Origin of the sequence: Paenibacillus tianjinensis (assembly GCF_017086365.1) — a bacterium.
GTDB classification, from domain to species: domain Bacteria; phylum Bacillota; class Bacilli; order Paenibacillales; family Paenibacillaceae; genus Paenibacillus_AQ; species Paenibacillus_AQ tianjinensis.
The window spans coordinates 5,258,744-5,273,972 of sequence record NZ_CP070969.1 but is presented as its reverse complement, the minus strand read 5'-3'; the positions used below and the strand labels follow the sequence as shown (position 1 = coordinate 5,273,972).

At 51.0% G+C, this 15,229-nt stretch carries 17 protein-coding genes and 1 other annotated feature; of the genes, 7 read left to right on the top strand and 10 right to left on the bottom strand.

The genetic code is table 11. The annotated features are described in order from the left end of the window. Positions 1-93: 93 nt before the first annotated feature. On the bottom strand, positions 94-897 hold the full coding sequence (locus JRJ22_RS24455; protein ID WP_206101915.1) for an NAD kinase: 804 nt from the start codon (positions 895-897) through the stop codon (positions 94-96). A 133-nt stretch (positions 898-1,030) separates the two neighbouring features. Next, a complete protein-coding gene (ylbJ, locus tag JRJ22_RS24450) occupies positions 1,031-2,296 on the bottom strand; it encodes a sporulation integral membrane protein YlbJ (protein WP_206101914.1) in 1,266 nt (421 codons plus the stop codon). A gap of 364 nt (positions 2,297-2,660) precedes the next feature. Here ylbJ and JRJ22_RS24445 point away from each other — a divergent pair, with 364 nt between their 5' ends. Further along, positions 2,661-3,044, top strand: coding sequence for a globin domain-containing protein (locus JRJ22_RS24445; RefSeq protein ID WP_206101913.1), 384 nt, complete (start codon positions 2,661-2,663; stop codon positions 3,042-3,044). 31 nt (positions 3,045-3,075) lie between these two features. Beyond that, positions 3,076-3,777 (top strand): DUF2225 domain-containing protein, encoded by a 702-nt coding sequence (locus tag JRJ22_RS24440; RefSeq protein ID WP_206101912.1) that lies wholly within the window; start codon positions 3,076-3,078, stop codon positions 3,775-3,777. Positions 3,778-3,897: 120 nt separating this feature from the next. Here JRJ22_RS24440 and JRJ22_RS24435 read toward each other — a convergent pair whose 3' ends face one another. Next, entirely contained in the window at positions 3,898-4,128 is a 231-nt protein-coding gene (locus JRJ22_RS24435) for a hypothetical protein (protein WP_054942935.1), read from the bottom strand. After that, on the bottom strand, positions 4,125-4,307 hold the full coding sequence (locus JRJ22_RS24430; protein WP_206101911.1) for a YycC family protein: 183 nt from the start codon (positions 4,305-4,307) through the stop codon (positions 4,125-4,127). Before JRJ22_RS24430 ends, JRJ22_RS24435 begins: the two co-directional genes overlap by 4 nt. 129 nt (positions 4,308-4,436) lie before the next feature. Between JRJ22_RS24430 and JRJ22_RS24425 the strand changes: the two genes are divergently transcribed. Both JRJ22_RS24425 and JRJ22_RS24420 read left to right on the top strand, forming a co-directional pair. Then, a complete protein-coding gene (locus JRJ22_RS24425) occupies positions 4,437-6,236 on the top strand; it encodes a M3 family oligoendopeptidase (RefSeq protein ID WP_206101910.1) in 1,800 nt (599 codons plus the stop codon). A 473-nt stretch (positions 6,237-6,709) separates the two neighbouring features. Then, positions 6,710-7,123 (top strand): O-methyltransferase, encoded by a 414-nt coding sequence (locus JRJ22_RS24420; protein WP_206101909.1) that lies wholly within the window; start codon positions 6,710-6,712, stop codon positions 7,121-7,123. A 125-nt stretch (positions 7,124-7,248) separates the two neighbouring features. Here the strand turns inward: JRJ22_RS24420 and JRJ22_RS24415 are convergent, their stop codons facing one another. After that, on the bottom strand, positions 7,249-7,482 hold the full coding sequence (locus tag JRJ22_RS24415) for an alpha/beta-type small acid-soluble spore protein (RefSeq protein ID WP_206101908.1): 234 nt from the start codon (positions 7,480-7,482) through the stop codon (positions 7,249-7,251). A gap of 101 nt (positions 7,483-7,583) precedes the next feature. Beyond that, positions 7,584-8,558, bottom strand: a complete 975-nt coding sequence (locus tag JRJ22_RS24410) for an aldose 1-epimerase (RefSeq protein ID WP_206101907.1) — start codon at positions 8,556-8,558, stop codon at positions 7,584-7,586. Between the two features lie 135 nt (positions 8,559-8,693). After that, positions 8,694-8,933: a binding site (T-box leader), on the top strand. Positions 8,934-8,994: 61 nt separating this feature from the next. Between JRJ22_RS24410 and trpS the strand changes: the two genes are divergently transcribed. Beyond that, positions 8,995-9,984, top strand: coding sequence for a tryptophan--tRNA ligase (trpS, locus tag JRJ22_RS24405; protein WP_054942930.1), 990 nt, complete (start codon positions 8,995-8,997; stop codon positions 9,982-9,984). Here the strand turns inward: trpS and JRJ22_RS24400 are convergent. Together JRJ22_RS24400 and JRJ22_RS24395 are read right to left on the bottom strand one after the other, a co-directional pair. Beyond that, on the bottom strand, positions 9,981-10,175 hold the full coding sequence (locus JRJ22_RS24400) for a hypothetical protein (protein WP_054942929.1): 195 nt from the start codon (positions 10,173-10,175) through the stop codon (positions 9,981-9,983). The two genes, trpS and JRJ22_RS24400, sit on opposite strands and share 4 nt — an antisense overlap. A 209-nt stretch (positions 10,176-10,384) precedes the next feature. After that, positions 10,385-11,389 carry a metal-dependent hydrolase gene (locus JRJ22_RS24395; RefSeq protein ID WP_206101906.1) on the bottom strand — a complete coding sequence of 335 codons (1,005 nt, stop codon included), beginning with the start codon at positions 11,387-11,389 and terminating at the stop codon, positions 10,385-10,387. A gap of 259 nt (positions 11,390-11,648) precedes the next feature. Between JRJ22_RS24395 and cyoE the strand changes: the two genes are divergently transcribed. Together cyoE and JRJ22_RS24385 are read left to right on the top strand one after the other, a co-directional pair. Then, entirely contained in the window at positions 11,649-12,572 is a 924-nt protein-coding gene (gene cyoE, locus JRJ22_RS24390) for a heme o synthase (protein WP_206101905.1), read from the top strand. Positions 12,573-12,589: 17 nt separating this feature from the next. Next, positions 12,590-13,207, top strand: coding sequence for an SCO family protein (locus tag JRJ22_RS24385; RefSeq protein WP_206101904.1), 618 nt, complete (start codon positions 12,590-12,592; stop codon positions 13,205-13,207). A 75-nt stretch (positions 13,208-13,282) separates the two neighbouring features. On the opposite strand, the gene JRJ22_RS24380 is transcribed toward JRJ22_RS24385, so the two are convergent. Together JRJ22_RS24380 and JRJ22_RS24375 are read right to left on the bottom strand one after the other, a co-directional pair. Then, complete coding sequence (locus JRJ22_RS24380) at positions 13,283-13,639, bottom strand: DNA primase (RefSeq protein WP_206101903.1); 357 nt, start codon at positions 13,637-13,639, stop codon at positions 13,283-13,285. Positions 13,640-13,836: 197 nt separating this feature from the next. Further along, the gene (locus JRJ22_RS24375; RefSeq protein ID WP_206101902.1) at positions 13,837-15,009 is read right to left on the bottom strand and encodes an MFS transporter; all 1,173 of its coding nucleotides are present in this window, start codon (positions 15,007-15,009) and stop codon (positions 13,837-13,839) included. Between the last annotated feature and the right edge of the window lie 220 nt (positions 15,010-15,229).

The following is a 15,229-nucleotide window of genomic DNA, read 5'->3' as shown; positions in this document are numbered from 1 at the left end:
ATAGAATAGAAAAGTTTGTAAAATTTACCTGCGCATAAAAGAGCCGGGATTGCTTGCATTTCCCGGCTAGTGAATCATAGGTGAGTCCGATCCTCAGATCAGAAAAGCTTCGCGGACACGGTTCCAGAAAGGGAACGGGCGGTACCGCGCAAAGCTTATTTTTTTGTCGGATACTTGGCAGCGGACAGAAATCAGATCATCCACAGGAATATTGTTATGGTCAACCGTCAGCAAAAGACGCTGATCCTTCCGCGAAAAAATGTCGCAGTGATGATGCTTGGGCAGCATAAGAGGTGAACCCATCGTACGGAATACCCGATTATTAATGGAAGCTATTTCGGCAATCTGCAGCGCTTCTATTGAAGGATGCACCATTGCGCCGCCAAGGCTCTTGTTATAGGCTGTACTGCCTGACGGCGTAGAAATGCACAGTCCGTCCCCGCGGAACATTTCGAAGGTAACATCATTGATATCCATCTGGATGACCACTGTTCCGTCAACACCCTTTAGAGTGAACTCATTAAGCGCAATGTGGGAAGTAGTACCGGATTTCTTGTGAATTTCCAGCTCCAGCAGCGGATAGCGCACGATACGCGGCTGATGTGGTGCTAAATCGGTTGTTCCGCACATATGGTCGATCAGAGCAGGCAGCTCCTCTGCCTTCCAATCTGCATAAAAGCCCAGATGACCGGTATGCACGCCGACAAAAGCTAGATTGGGAATCTGATCGATAAACGTATGAAATGCATGCAGCATGGTCCCGTCTCCGCCAATGGAGATGACGATTTCCGGAGACTCTGCATCCAGCTCCAGGTTACGCTCCGCCGCCAGCTTGTGAAACTGCTCCGCAAGTTTAATGGACAACTCGTCTCCGCGGTCCAGAACATAATATCTCAAGATGTACAGGCTCCTTTGTATGTTTCAGTCATACAACGATCATAATCAATCTTGACCTGGAACACAATATTTGAACCTGTAAAGAATCGCCGCGGCGGTGTGCAAAATGCTTGAAGGGATCCTAATAGTCTGCTTAGGGCCGCGGCCGGAGCAGCGGAGTTTTTCGCAGCAGCCAGACCAGCAGCGACAGCACCAGGGCTGCTCCCAGCAGCACACCCAGCAGACCGAGGCTGGCGGCCAGGCCGGAGACTGGTGAAGAAGAGAATCCGGTAAAAGCAGGTAAAGAGCCGAAGCCTGCAGACAGCCTGGAACCAACGACAGGTTTCCAGAGAAGGAGCAGCAAGACCGCCGACAGGAAGGCATGCACCAGCCTTGCTGCCATAAAGGGCAGATAGCGCAGGCCTGAGCCATTCAGTATGCTTGCTACCTGGGCGTGAACCGATAATCCGCCCCAAGAGAGGATGAAGGCTGCCGTCGCTGCTTTGAACTGCAGGGGTACTGAGGCAACGGCTTCACCGGCTGAACGGGCGCCTATCGTCACCTCGAAGAAACCGCTGGCAAGCGCCGCCGACAGCCCGGGCGGGAAACCCGCGAAGGACAACAGGCTGCCAAGGACGCTGAACAGGGCTGACATAACTCCGGCGCGGGTGAGCAGCTCCATTAGAACGTTGAAGAATACAACCAGGCCTCCGACGACAATAATAAGCTGCAGTGAAGACTGCACTGCGCTTTTGAGCAGCTCGCCCAAACTCCGTCCGTCCCTTCGCCGGGCCTCAGCCATGGAGTTCAGCGCCAAGCGGAGCCTTCCTTCGCGTTGTCCCTCCGCAGCCTGTGACAGCCCGGGCGACCCGCCAAGGAGTGTAGAAACGGCAGCGGGTTTGTCCTGGCGTCCGTGAAAGGACATCAGAAGACCCACAATCAATCCGCCGCCGTAGTGCGACAGTGCCAGCACAAGCCCTAAGGAGGCATCATGAAAAAAGCCGACCGATACCGCACCCAGCAGAAAAATCGGGTCCGAGGAGGTTGTGAAGGCCACCAGCCGCTCGCCTTCCACCCGGCTGATCAGTTGCTGCTCGCGCAGCTTTGCGGTTAATTTGGCACCGACTGGATATCCTGATACATATCCCATGGCGGCCACGAAACCGCCGCTGCCGGGGATATTGAACAGCGGGCGCATGAGCGGATCGAGCAGAGCCCCGAAAAGATGCACTACCCCGAAGCCAAGCAGCATTTCGGAAATGACGAAGAATGGAAACAGTGAAGGGAACAGTACGTCCCACCAGATGGCCAGCCCGCGCAGTGCTGCGGCAAGCGTATTTGCCGGGTGCAGCAGCATCAGCAGCATACAGCCGGACAGGAGCAGGCCCAGCAGCGGTCCGCCCAGCTTTTTCAAAGTCATAAGCAACGCCTCCCCGTCTATGGTTAGATGTATGCAGAAAGTAGGACAAACAGCACAAAAAAGTTAGGAAAGCGATTACATTTCTCTGTGATTTTCAGCTTGAATTATGGTATTATAAAATTAATTAATGCACACCTTTTTTATATTAATAATTAGGGATGGAGTGATGGTGATGAGTGTAGTTGCCGGAGTTCTCGTTTGTGCTTTTGTCTATGTTATCCGGGTCTCGCTCGTCCCTCCAGGTGATGAGGAATTTAGGACCTATTAAATAACTCCCAAGGTGCTAAACTTAGGTTTAGCGCCTTTTTTTTTGGTATAATAAATTTAGCCTTACATTAATATGGAAGAAAGCTGGTAACCTCCGATGAATCCAAACGCTAGTCTATATGACAACCTGGGGGGCGCTGAGGGACTACACCGTCTGGTGGAAGTGTTTTATGCCAAGGTGCAGCTTCATCCGCAGCTAAGCCCGTTATTCCCTGCCGATATTACTCCTGTTATGGAAAAGCAGTATCAATTTCTCAGTCAGTTTTTTGGCGGACCTGCACTATTCTCACAGCAGCATGGCCATCCGATGATGAGAGCAAGACATATGCATGTTCCAATTACACCGGAGCGTGCTGAAGATTGGCTGGACTGTATGAAAGAGGCGCTGGAGGAAACCGGTGTAGAGGAACCGCTCCGTTCATTTGTTTTGAGCCGGCTTGCTGGACCCGCACATCATTTTGTCAACATGCCTGAGGAATAAGGAGTAGTTGATCGCGAAAGGATGAGGGCATTTGACAGAGTTAGTCCCCCTGTATTCAATTAACGTAATTTGCAGCAACTGTGAACATGAATTTTCCACCTCACGGGTGCGCCCAAGCCTTAAAAGAGCCATACGCCGTGATGCAGATTTCTGCTCCTACTACAAAGATGAGAACCCCGATTATTATGTGGTGCGCGTCTGCCCGAAATGTGGGTTTGCCTCCACGGAGAATTCAGCCGACAAACTGGCCGACTGGCAGCGCAAAGCATTTAACGAACAGGTAGGAAGCCGTTGGAAGAACCGCGATTTCGGCGGCAAACGCAACTGGGAAACCGCTCTTGAAACCTACAAGCTTGCACTGATATGCGCTCAATGTATCCAGGACAAGGAACGGATTATTGCCAGCCATCTGCACCATATCGCCTGGATGTACCGTTATAAGGGCGAGACGGCGCTGGAGCAGCGTTTCCTGCGGTATTCCCTGGATGAGTATATCAAGGTATTTGAGAACGACGGAATGGGCGGCAATGATGCCCGCCTGATGTTTCTGATTGGTGAGCTGAACAGACGAATAGGGGAGTATTTGAACGCAGTGAAATGGTTCTCGCGCCTGATCAATGACCAGAGGATTATGGATGCTGCGATGATCCGGGCGGCCCGTGAGCAATGGACGCTGCTGCGTGAACAGATGCGCGGTGAAAATGTTGATCCGGACAGTATTCCCAATCTATAGCCGATAGCGGAGTGCAGGTATGTGCAGACAAAAAAGCGCAAAACAGAGCGAGCCCTCTTTTGCGCTTTATAGCAGCTGTCTTGTTAACAGCGGTATTATTGAGTTGTTTATTCCGATAACTCAGCGGACAACACGGTCAAACAGCAGATAGTCGGCGTCATTATCGATGACCGTTGGGCTTGTACTGCAGCAGGGGAAAACCAGCAGCTTTTTTTTGCCGTCGCGCACGAGCTGCAATTCCTTCGGCTTCATCGGCAAAAGCACATTTTCCTCGTTGCAGAATGGACAATATTGTACATACAGGTCACCATAAATAATGTCATAAGGCCAGGTATGGCTGAAAGGGATCATTCGGTTCCCTTCTCAGGTGATGCCTCTGTTCCGCTAGTACCTTCACTCTGCTTCTTGGATAATTCGGCGATTTTTTGCAGCAAAATATGTTGAGGCATATGCATCAAGTGTTCCAGGGGAACGCCCAGCTGTTTGGATAGGGTGATCGCTGTTTCCGGTGAAATTTGCAGTGGTTTCATGTTGCAGCCCTCCTAAGTTTAATGTTAGCTGTGGAGCCGCTGGCGCCACGCTTTTCGTAATTCACTTTACCATGGCTTCAGGCCAAATACAAAGAAAACCAAATGATAGCAAAGGAATGGTGGAAATCAATGAAACAACCGATATCGTTAACCTGGGATTTGGATTCTATTTTTCCGGGAGGCTCATCCTCTCCCCAATTTGAGGACTTTCTTAAGAAGCTCGAAGCGGATATTGAGTCTTTGCGCAAGCAGGTAGCTGGTGCAGAATCTCCTGCTGACGCAGACGCTACCACAGCGCTGGATGGCGTAATTGAGCTGCTGCAGAGCTGTGCCGGCCGCCTGACCCAGGCAGCGGAATTTACCGGCTGTCTGGGTGCCCAGAATCAGCAGGACAAAGGAGCTGTCCGGCTGTCCTCTAAAGTAACAGGGCTGCGCGCCGGGTTCGAGGGGGTCAGCTCGCAGTTTGACAGTGTACTTCGCCAGACATCAGACGCGGTTTGGGCACAGTGGATGGCCCGTCCTGAGATCGCACCGCTCTCTTTCGTACTAAGTGAAAGCCGTGACCTGGCCCGTGAGAAGATGAGCCCGGAGCTGGAGAGCCTTGCGCTGGAGCTTGCCGTAGACGGCTACCATGGCTGGAGCGAGCATTATGAGACGATTGTAGGCTCGATCCAGATTCCCTTCGAAGACAAAGACGGAACGAAGCTGTTGTCTGTCGGTCAAGCGTTCAACAAGCTGAGTGATGACGACGAGAGTGTACGTGAGACCATGTTCCGGAAATGGGAAGAGGCCTGGGCTGCTGCTGCGGATTACAGTGCCGACACCCTCAATCATCTGGCAGGCTTCCGCCTGAAGCTGTACAAGGGAAGAGGCTGGGATGATGTGCTCAAGGAACCGCTTGGCATCAACCGGATGTCACGTGCCACCCTGGATATGATGTGGGATGTAATTACCAGAAACAAACCTGCACTTGTATCGTATTTGCAGCGGAAAGCCAAGGTTCTCGGCAAGGATGCATTGTCCTGGGTCGACGTTGATGCACCGGTCGGCAAATCCTCCGGCAAAATTCCTTATGAAGCAGCAGCAGCAGACATTGTAACGCAATTCCGCAAATTCAGTCCAAGGATGGCGGATTTTGCCGAGCATGCTTTCGACAATAACTGGATTGAGGTCGAAGACCGTCCGGCTAAGCGCCCAGGCGGCTTCTGTGTATCTTTCCCCGAGAGTAAGGAATCACGCATTTTTATGACCTATAGCGGCACGCCTTCCAATGTTTCGACACTGGCGCACGAGCTGGGCCATGCCTATCACTCCTTCCTGCTCGATGACCAGCCGCTGTTCAATCAGAACTATGCGATGAATGTCGCGGAGACAGCCTCGACTTTTGCCGAAGTGATTGTAGCCGATGCTCAGGTGAAGGCATCCACTGAAGCTGATGAGAAGCTAGCCTTACTTGAAGCAAAAATTCAGAACAGCGTTGCCTTTTTCATGAATATCCACGCCCGTTTCCTGTTTGAGACCCGTTTCTACGAGAAGCGCAAAGAAGGTCTGGTTAACGCCGAAGAACTGTCGGCACTGATGGAAGAAGCCCAGAAGGAAGCCTTCTGCGGGGTCCTGTCTGAATATCACCCGCATTTCTGGGCGTCCAAGCTGCATTTCTATATCACGGATGTACCGTTCTACAACTTCCCGTATACTGTCGGGTATATGTTCAGTACGGGGCTGTACCGGTTAGCCCTGCAAGAAGGTCCATCGTTTGCTGATAAATATGATAGCCTGCTGCGGGATACCGGTGTGATGACACTGGAGGATCTGGTCTTGAGACATCTAGGCGTTGATCTTAAGAAGCCGGACTTCTGGCAGGGAGCTGTCGATTTGATTGTTGAAGATATTAACGAATTTCTGCGGATGACCGAGCAATTTGCTTAAATGTTTGTCAAAAGTTAGACAATTCATTTTTTTTGAATAATGGTTTATAATGCCAAAACTATGTGTGAACGCGCAAAAGCCCCTGTTTAGGGGCTTTTTTTGACTGCTTATTTGTCGAAAATAGTCGTTATATAACGGGAATTCTATTTATCGATAATGAAAATTGCGCATTTATAGGGATATTCACCCAATTATGTTGAATAATGTTGTGGCGCTGAATTTAGTATCCTATAATGAGCCTAAAGCCTTATATAAGGCCCGCTAGACATAAATGTGAAGGTGTTTTTCTGCAAAAACTGAACAAGTGAAAAAGCATTGCTAACAAAACTTAAGTTTATGCTTACGAAGCCAGTTTTGTACGAAGAATAAGCGAAGAAGCATTGCTAACAAAACTTAAGTTATGCTTCCGAAGCGAGTTTTGTACGAAGAATAAGCAGAGAAGCATTGCTAACAAAACTTTTAGGAGGAACAATATGCTACGGACGGAACAACTCTCGCTAGCGAGACAGGTGGATTTAGTGTTTAAGGAACTGCAGGAGGAATTGTCAGGGCTAAATTCCGGCACGGTTTTTATGCAAATCAGGAATAATGTCATCGGCAAGTTTGGTATCCGCCATAATCCGCTGTCCGGCCGCGGTGGTGCAATTATAGCAGAGCCTGATGGACTCAGCTCCGGCCAGCAATCTTCGTTCCGGCTTATGGCGCTGGAGAGCCTCAAATACAAACGGCGCTGGACACACGGCGAGATCAGCTATGAATTTGCGGTCCGCCAGGGAATGGTGGTTGTCGATGCAATTCTTGAGTCGAATTACAATATGGCCAATCTGATGATCCGCGCACCGAAAGTCCCGCATTCCGGGGATGCTTCTGATCAATATTTCGGCTGAGCTATACATAGATTACCCCTTAGCAAAAAGCCCGCCTACGCTTCGGCAAGAAGCGATAGACGGGCCGAAAAACTACTCCGTATCAGGTATTAGCCTGCCGGATAAATCCACTTAAAATAAGGCTACTACGAACGACCAGACAGTTGTTGTTCTGCCAGTTGTACCAGACGTTTGGTGATATATCCTCCCAAAGAACCTGTTTCGCGGGAAGTATAGTTACCGTAGTAACCATCTTGAGGAATCGTTACACCAAGCTCTTGTGCTGCTTCATATTTCAACTGCTGCAGCGCTGCAGTCGCTTGTGGAACGACCAGGTTATTGGAACGGCTTCCACGACCTTGTTGACCTGCTTGACCCATGTTTGTTCACCTCCTTCGTCCGTTGTGAAGATAGTATGGGCGCAAGGAGAAGAAATCATGCACGAGATCAGAAGGTTTTAAGGATGGTAATTATATGAAGTTTAGAGCTTAGGATAGATCATTTCTAGGTTGCACGGCAAAGTCAGTGTTTCACCAGGGTTCAGTGTAATTAACCCTGTGAAGGAATCATCCTGCTGAAGGTTTGGCGCGTCCGGCAGCCAGGTATAGGGCTCGGCACACAAATACTGTTCCGCCGGGCCTTTGGTGTAAACCACCCAGTGGCGGAAATGCGCTTTGTCCGCAGTATAGCGAATCCCGTACCCGTCTTCGCGCATCAGCAGAGCTTCTACCGGCTGTCCATCTCCAATTCTCAATACTGTGTCCAGATCCGCACCCTCCAGGTTCATTCCCTGATTTAAGGAATCCAAAGCCCGTAGAGGTAGCAGTTTGCCGCTCGGCAGCAGCTCAGGGCTCAATTCGTAGATGCTTTCAACCGGCATTCTCAGGTTCCAGCGCTCCGGTTCACCATCGATCATGAACCAGGTATGATATCCAATTCCGAAAGGAATGCTGTTAGACCCCAAATGAGTAACCTTCAGCGTCTGCTGAAGCCGGGCATCCTGAAGCCGGAATGTCATTTCAAGCCGCAGCGGCTCCGGGAATTGCCCCATCCAGTGGGCATCGTCTGCAGTATTGAATTCCGTCGTTACTGCGCAGCCTTCTTCATCTTCTTCGATATCGCTCACACACCAGGACTGCGTCCGGTGCAGGCCGTGAATATGGTTATATTCAGCTGTATTCTGATCGAACTGGTACCGGATGCCCTCAAACTCAAATTGTCCTTTGCGTATGCGCCCGGGGGGAACTAAAAGCGGGATGCCGAAATGGTATGGCTTCTGCATATAATAAGCTAAGTCACTTTCATCAGGCCTGCGCAGGATTTGCCGCTGTTCCTTGTGGTCCCATAAGGAAATAACGTTGTTTCCAAGCCGCGGCAAAAGCGTGACTTCCAGCTCGCGGCTATGCAGAATATAAGTATCATAACCGCCCCACTGCCCTTTGGTCACCTGTTTCATGAGAGATTTGCTCCTTTAACTTAACTTGATCGCAAAGAACACGAATATCCTTATCATAACAGATTTATGTACCCGTGGTTAGGCGATTTGACAACTTCTCTGTATCGCTCTATGATGAATGCATTAAGATATGATGACAATGTGATGACAGGGACAAGTAAGCGGAAAGTGCACCTTCAGAAAGCCGGTGGTTGATGCGAACCGGTGGGACACTCCTGACTGAATGGACCCTCGAGCGCCGTGTTTGAACAGGCAGCAGGCCTAAGTAGACCGGACGGTTCTTCCCCGTTAACGGAAGTTAAGGCTGTTTGGAGGGTATTTTGAGAAATGTCCAAACGGCGAATAAGGGTGGCACCACGGTCTCACGTCCCTTGCGGATGTGGGACCTTTTTGCGTTCACGGAAAGTGGAAAAAATTGATGGAGGCAGGTACTATTATGGCTAAAAAAGTATTATCAGGCATTCAGCCCAGCGGTTCACTTACACTGGGCAATTATATCGGTGCTATTAAGAATTTCGTAAAACTGCAAAATGAGCACGAATGTTTCTTCATGGTGGTGGATCTGCACGCCATCACGGTCGCCCAGGATCCTGCAGCGCTCCGCGAGAATTCGGAATCGGTAGCGGCGCTTTATCTGGCTGCCGGCATTGATCCGAAAATCTCGAATGTCTACATGCAGTCGCATGTGCCTCAGCACGCAGAGCTGGGCTGGATCTTAACTACGCTGACCGCCATGGGTGAGCTGGAGCGCATGACACAGTTCAAGGACAAATCCTCCGGCAAAGACTCTGTCGGCGCGGGATTGTTCGTGTATCCGTCACTGATGGCCGCGGATATCCTGATCTATAATGCAGACCTGGTACCAGTTGGGGAAGACCAGAAGCAGCATCTGGAATTAACCCGTGATTTGGCGGGCCGCTTCAATCACCGGTTTGGAGATTTCTTCACTGTTCCTGAGCCTTATATTCCAGAAGTGGGTGCACGGATCATGTCGCTGGATGACGCCAGCAAAAAAATGAGCAAAAGCAATCCAAACGCCGGCAGCTATATCGCATTGCTGGATACACCGGATATCATCCGCAAAAAAATCAGCCGTGCGACAACCGACTCGGGCCGTGAGGTTGTGTTCGATCCGGCGAACAAGCCGGAAATCAGCAATCTGATGAGCATTTATGCCGAGTGCTCCGGCATGAGTCTGCAGCAGATTGCCGACAAGTATGAAGGCCAAATGTACGGAGGCTTCAAGAAGGATCTTGGTGAGGTCCTGGTAGCTACGCTTGAGCCGCTGCAGCAGCGGTATCATGAGATCCGCAGCTCCGGCACCCTCAGTGACATCCTTGCTGAGGGGGCGGAACGCGCCCGCAATGTAGCTTCCCAGACTCTGGCTGGAGTTAAGGAGCGGATGGGCTTCCTGCCTTACCGTTAAGAGGACTGCTGTCTACTGTTCTCCTGTTTGCGTCTAAGCCGGGCTTTCAGGATAAACCCCCAGCCGATGTTGAGAACACACAGAACGCCCAGCAGCAGTGCCAGCCAGATATTATAGCTGATACAGATGGAGGCGGCTGTAAGAATCAATATTGATGAGGTTGCGAACCAGAGTGACAGACCTTTACCCATACATGCAGCCTTCCTTTCTATACTAGCAAGTGAATGAACCCGTAGCGCTCCCGCGCTGCGGGTTTTCTTTGACGTGATCAATAGGTGAAAACGCTTTATGGTGATTGTGCCTGAAGCTGCGCCAGGCGTCAAGAGGGGATACAACAAAGCAGTGATCCTCCGGTTACGGGAGGACCACTGCTTTGTCGGCTGTTTCATTTGCTCCAGAGCTACAGCTTCATCGAGCCGGGATCAATCGCAAAGCGCTCGTCCAGCTTCTCGCTGCTGAGCCAGCCCACATAGGTATTGAGCGGATGATACTGGCCGTCCATCACGAGCACCGCCACGAAAGGGAATTGCTTGCGGTGTAAATAACGCACATCCCCCCAGCGTACAATATAACCAGAGGTCAGTTCTTCGACCTCGGCTACGGCGTAGGAGGTAAAATAAAGAAAGGCCTGAATATCCGGATGTGACTTGGAATGCTCTACAGCGGGGTGAGTGGAGCACACCGCATGCTTAAACCATTCGAGACGCCCGCCATTCAGTAAACCGACATTGTAGCTGCCATCCGGTTTGGCTTTAACTACATTCCAGCGGGAAGGCGAGATCGTAGGGATGACGAAGTAGCGGTCACCCGGATCGTGGTGCACATCCTTATTTTTGATGTTGCGTGTAATCCGAGCGTGCACAAGCGTCCGCCAGATGTAGTACACGGCCACGCAGATATACAGAATGATAAACAAGGGGGCCGGAGGAATAATCCCGCTGATCCAGAGAATAATCGCGGCCGCATGGCTGCCGAAGATAAATGGATCAAAGATATGGATAATGTTCCAGGCAATCCATTTCTCCGTAAACGGGCGTGCAGCTTGAGTTCCATAGGTATTGAACAGATCTGAGAACACATGGACGGCAACTCCGATGAAGCTCCAGAGAGCAATATGACTCAGGTTATGAAGATCTGTAAATCCGAATATCGGCCCGATAACAAGCGTAATCAGAGCCGGCCAGAGCAGCAGAAAGGGCAGAGAATGGGTGATTCCCCGGTGATTGCGGATGTACAGGGCGTTGTTCTTCAGACGCAGCGCAGTGTCGGCATCCGGGGCTTGAGAAGCCAGTACTGTGGCGATCATAACAGCACCAGCCAGCGTCGGCTGTGAGGCCACGGCAGGATCAACGAAAGAAAGTCCGGCGAGTCCGAGGCCCATTACAAAATGTGTTGCAGTATCCATTGGTCAGATCTCCTTTGTACGGAAGTTCCCTATTAATAACTACCCAATTTTACACTGACTTATTTAAGGGAAGAGAATGAATTTAGTCACGCAATTGTCAAATTGATGAACATCTTGGTCAATGATTGTCAAAGTCTTTCCCGGTTTGTTATGATAAAGTTAACAGCGGGGTGGATAACATTCTCAATTAAGAACGAAGTAACCATTCTTAAACTCCGACGGATCGCTTAGAAGTCCCTTAGAAGGAGGAACACCATACGTGGACAATCAATTGAGATATTCCGATTCCGCAGCTGCTTCCGCCAAGTCGCCCCGGGAAGGCGCCAGCTGGCGTGATTTCATTACGGTAACGAAGCCGGGCATCATCCGCTCTAACCTGATCGCTGCTTTTGCAGGATACTGGGTGGCCTCGGGCTGGGATGTAGAATACGGCAGATTAATACTGACATTGCTTGGAACAATGCTGGTGATGGCTTCAGCCTGTGTGTTCAATAATTACTTTGACCGCGACCTCGATATGAAGATGGAGCGGACCCGCGAACGCGGACTGCCGACCGGCAGACTTAAGCCGAACACAGTACTGCTCTATGCAATCGGGCTTGGTATTGCAGGTCTGGCTGTGCTGTTTGCTTTCTGCGGTGTGCTCGCCGGGCTGTTCGGCATTGTCGGCATGTTTGTTTATGTAGTAGTTTACACGCTTTGGCTTAAAAGAACATCTACATGGAGTACCTCAGTAGGAGCAATATCCGGAGCAATGCCTCCCGTGATCGGGTATGTAGCGGTTACAGGCAAAGTGGATCTCGGGGCCTGGCTGCTCTTCGCCATGCTGTTCCTGTGGCAGCCGCCCCATTTCTGGGCGCTTGGCATCCGCCGCAAGGAAGAATACAGAGCGGCAGGTTTTCCGCTGCTGCCCGTAGTTAAGGGAGTCCGGCGGACCAAGTTTCAGATGATTCCTTATGTCGCGCTGCTGCTGCCTATTCCGGTGCTGATGTACATGTACGATTACGCCGGAATTTTTTACCTCATTATATCTGCGGGCTTATCCCTGGTGTGGCTGTATTTAACTCTGACCGGTTTCAAGGCGAAGGATGATGATGCCTGGGCCAAGAAGAATTTCTTTTTCTCCATTAATTACCTGACAGTCAGTCTGATCGTGCTTGTGCTGAATACGATTCACGGTTAAGAGGGGGAGAGACACCTGTGCATACCTTGAAACGCTACAAATGGACCTGGCTGCTGCTGCTAATTGCGCTGGGTCTGGCGGTTTATTTAGCAGTCAATTCGCTGAGCTTCGCCAAAAGTAAACTGCCGGTGATCGGGGAGGTACAGGATTTCTCTCTGGAGAATGTGGATGGAAAGCAGGTCACGCTGGCCGATACGCAGGGGAAGGCACGGCTGGTCTATTTCTTTTTTACGGAATGTCCGGATGTCTGTCCCATAACTACGTACATGCTGTCCGAAACCCAGGATTTGCTGGAAAAGAACGGCAGCTTCGGTAAAGACGTGGAATTTATCTCCATATCCTTTGACCCGAAGAATGATACGCGTGAGGCTATCAAAACATTCGCTGACCGCTTCCATGTTAATTATGACGGCTGGTATTTTCTGCGCGGAGATCAGGAGCAAGTCCGTAAGCTTGCGGCGGATTCCTTCAAAGTTCTCATCTATGGGGACAACAAGGATAATTTCGCCCACGCCAATCTCATTGGACTGGTGGACCGGGACAATCAGCTCCGCGGGCTCTACGATGCCGGAGATTCGGAGAACGTAACGCCTGAGTTTCTTGCAGAAGCATTGAACAAGCTAGCCCGCGATTAAATAATTTCTACATTAAAAAGCCTTGCACGGCTCCGCTTCTTACGCGGCAGACCCGACAAGGCTTTTCTTGTGGTGCTATGATTCCATAAAAGGAAACGGCTGCGGATAGATGATATATTCCTCAAGCCCGGCTTTTTCGAGCTGGGTAATGCTGTATTCATCCGGGGTGCCCTCCACACCTGCATATCCTCTGCGGGTGTAAATATGAACGGCATCTGGAAAGGCGTCGCGCAGAATTCCGCGGATTTTTTTGCCTGAGCTGTCGTTATCCATGTAGAGATAGACATCTCCGTCACCGATTTTATGCCGCAGTGATTCCAGCTTGAGGGTGCTCAGTGTACCGAAGGTGCACAAAATGTCGACTTCCGGATCAAGCAGACGGCGTAATCGGCTCCGGTCGTTTTTGCCTTCGACAATGATGGTAATGGACATATGCGATCGCCCCCGTAAGTAAAGTAATTATTACGTGCCTGTGCTTACATATATTTTACCTAAGGTTCGTCATTTTTAACAGGGCGGCGCGTAAGAGGTGTTCATTCCCCGGGAAATGTCGTAAAAGAAAGATCACCCGGCCGCGGCCGGGTGATCCTCTAACTAACCTAATGGTAATATAAAGAGCTGTGTATTCTCTAAGCAGCATGACTGTTCAGGCCGGTGCGGTAAGGTGCAGGCTTGTTATCCCCTCTAGGCGGAAGCAGGAGAAGTGCAGTCATCAGCAGCACAAAGGCAATGAAATATGGGGATACGTAATCGCGCAGTTGTCCGGCTGCAACCGGTCCGGCAAAAGCGCCAAGGGACATTGCGATCGACTGCAGCGAGAACGTACGGCCTAAATGGCCGCCGCTGCCCAGGCTGATGAACAGTGAAGCCATGGCCGGAAACAGCACGCCTTTTGCTGCTCCGAGCAGAAAGAGCACGACACCCGGAGGAATGCTGGTAAATGCAGCCAGGGTGAAGAAGCATAGAGCCATACCGAGCAGCGCGGCAGAGATCCGGGCAGCCGGTGAGAGGCGGTTCAGAAAAAGCAGGCTGAGCGTGGCCAGCGCCCCGAGACTCAGCAGGGAGAGCAGGATGCCAGTGGAGACCATTCCGTCCTTTCCCTGGGATAGCGGCAGCTCGAAGAACAGCACCCCTTGGGAACAGGAGACGAAGAAGGGCAGCAGATAATAGCGTTTTGTCACTTTGGCCTGAACAGCGGCCGTTCGGGCCGGTTTATCCTGTAATGCTTGGGGTATTGAAACTGGGGATAACGCAGGGGAATGCTTCGGGACGCTGAACAAGGCCATGAGCCCGGTAGCGATCAATAGCCAGCCAAGTGTGCTAAACGTGCCGGAGTAGCCTGCCTTGTGCACGATGTAGGCTCCGGCTGCCGGAGACACTACCGAAGCCAGGGTGTGGATGATGCCATGTCCGGACATGTATTTGCCCTGAGTCTCTGCATCAGACGACAGCGAGGCCAGCAGCGTCATACAGGCAGGCGAGAGGAACGCAAGCGCAAAGCCGCTGGCCGCCCGCAGCATCAGCAGATGCCAAGGGAGCTGTGCATGGGCCTGCAGCAGCAGAATCGCACCGGCTGCCGTCAGGCTAAAGACGATATAGCGGCGGCTGCCATTGCGGTCAACCAGCACGCCGGCCAGCAGATTGCCGGGAAGGTGAGTCAGCGAATACATGCCCATCATCCAGCCGATGAAGGCCGGGCCCGCGCCGAGTGAGATCGCAAACGGAGTCAGGATGGGATACTGGGCGTGCAGATCAAAGAAGGCCAGAAACAAAAACAAATAAAGCCACAGTGCGGTTTTCACGGAATACACCTCCTAAAGGGCCGGTCCTGCACCGGATGGCACAGCCGGCTTTATCAATGATAGGGATGGAATAAGGCCTACTTGTACTTTACGTGAGACCCGGGGGGCTTATACCAATTTGTTCTGCTGCAGCGCATACGGACAGGCAACCATGAATTATAAGAGGCATTCATGTATAATAATTAATATTAATGAAGATCTTGAGGGACTTGCTCCCTGA

What these genes read in the sequence shown, in the direction of transcription:
- JRJ22_RS24415 (WP_206101908.1), bottom strand. Translation starts at nt 7,482, where the DNA reads ATGGGTCAAGCAGGTCAACAAGGTCGTGGAAGCCGTTCCAATAACCTG.
- JRJ22_RS24400 (WP_054942929.1), bottom strand. Translation starts at nt 10,175, where the DNA reads ATGGGTAAAGGTCTGTCACTCTGGTTCGCAACCTCATCAATATTGATT.
- JRJ22_RS24435 (WP_054942935.1), bottom strand. Translation starts at nt 4,128, where the DNA reads ATGATCCCTTTCAGCCATACCTGGCCTTATGACATTATTTATGGTGAC.
- JRJ22_RS24380 (WP_206101903.1), bottom strand. Translation starts at nt 13,639, where the DNA reads ATGTCCATTACCATCATTGTCGAAGGCAAAAACGACCGGAGCCGATTA.
- JRJ22_RS24410 (WP_206101907.1), bottom strand. Translation starts at nt 8,558, where the DNA reads ATGAAACAGGTGACCAAAGGGCAGTGGGGCGGTTATGATACTTATATT.
- JRJ22_RS24445 (WP_206101913.1), top strand. Translation starts at nt 2,661, where the DNA reads ATGAATCCAAACGCTAGTCTATATGACAACCTGGGGGGCGCTGAGGGA.
- JRJ22_RS24420 (WP_206101909.1), top strand. Translation starts at nt 6,710, where the DNA reads ATGCTACGGACGGAACAACTCTCGCTAGCGAGACAGGTGGATTTAGTG.
- JRJ22_RS24425 (WP_206101910.1), top strand. Translation starts at nt 4,437, where the DNA reads ATGAAACAACCGATATCGTTAACCTGGGATTTGGATTCTATTTTTCCG.
- ylbJ (WP_206101914.1), bottom strand. Translation starts at nt 2,296, where the DNA reads ATGACTTTGAAAAAGCTGGGCGGACCGCTGCTGGGCCTGCTCCTGTCC.
- trpS (WP_054942930.1), top strand. Translation starts at nt 8,995, where the DNA reads ATGGCTAAAAAAGTATTATCAGGCATTCAGCCCAGCGGTTCACTTACA.
- JRJ22_RS24395 (WP_206101906.1), bottom strand. Translation starts at nt 11,389, where the DNA reads ATGGATACTGCAACACATTTTGTAATGGGCCTCGGACTCGCCGGACTT.
- JRJ22_RS24430 (WP_206101911.1), bottom strand. Translation starts at nt 4,307, where the DNA reads ATGAAACCACTGCAAATTTCACCGGAAACAGCGATCACCCTATCCAAA.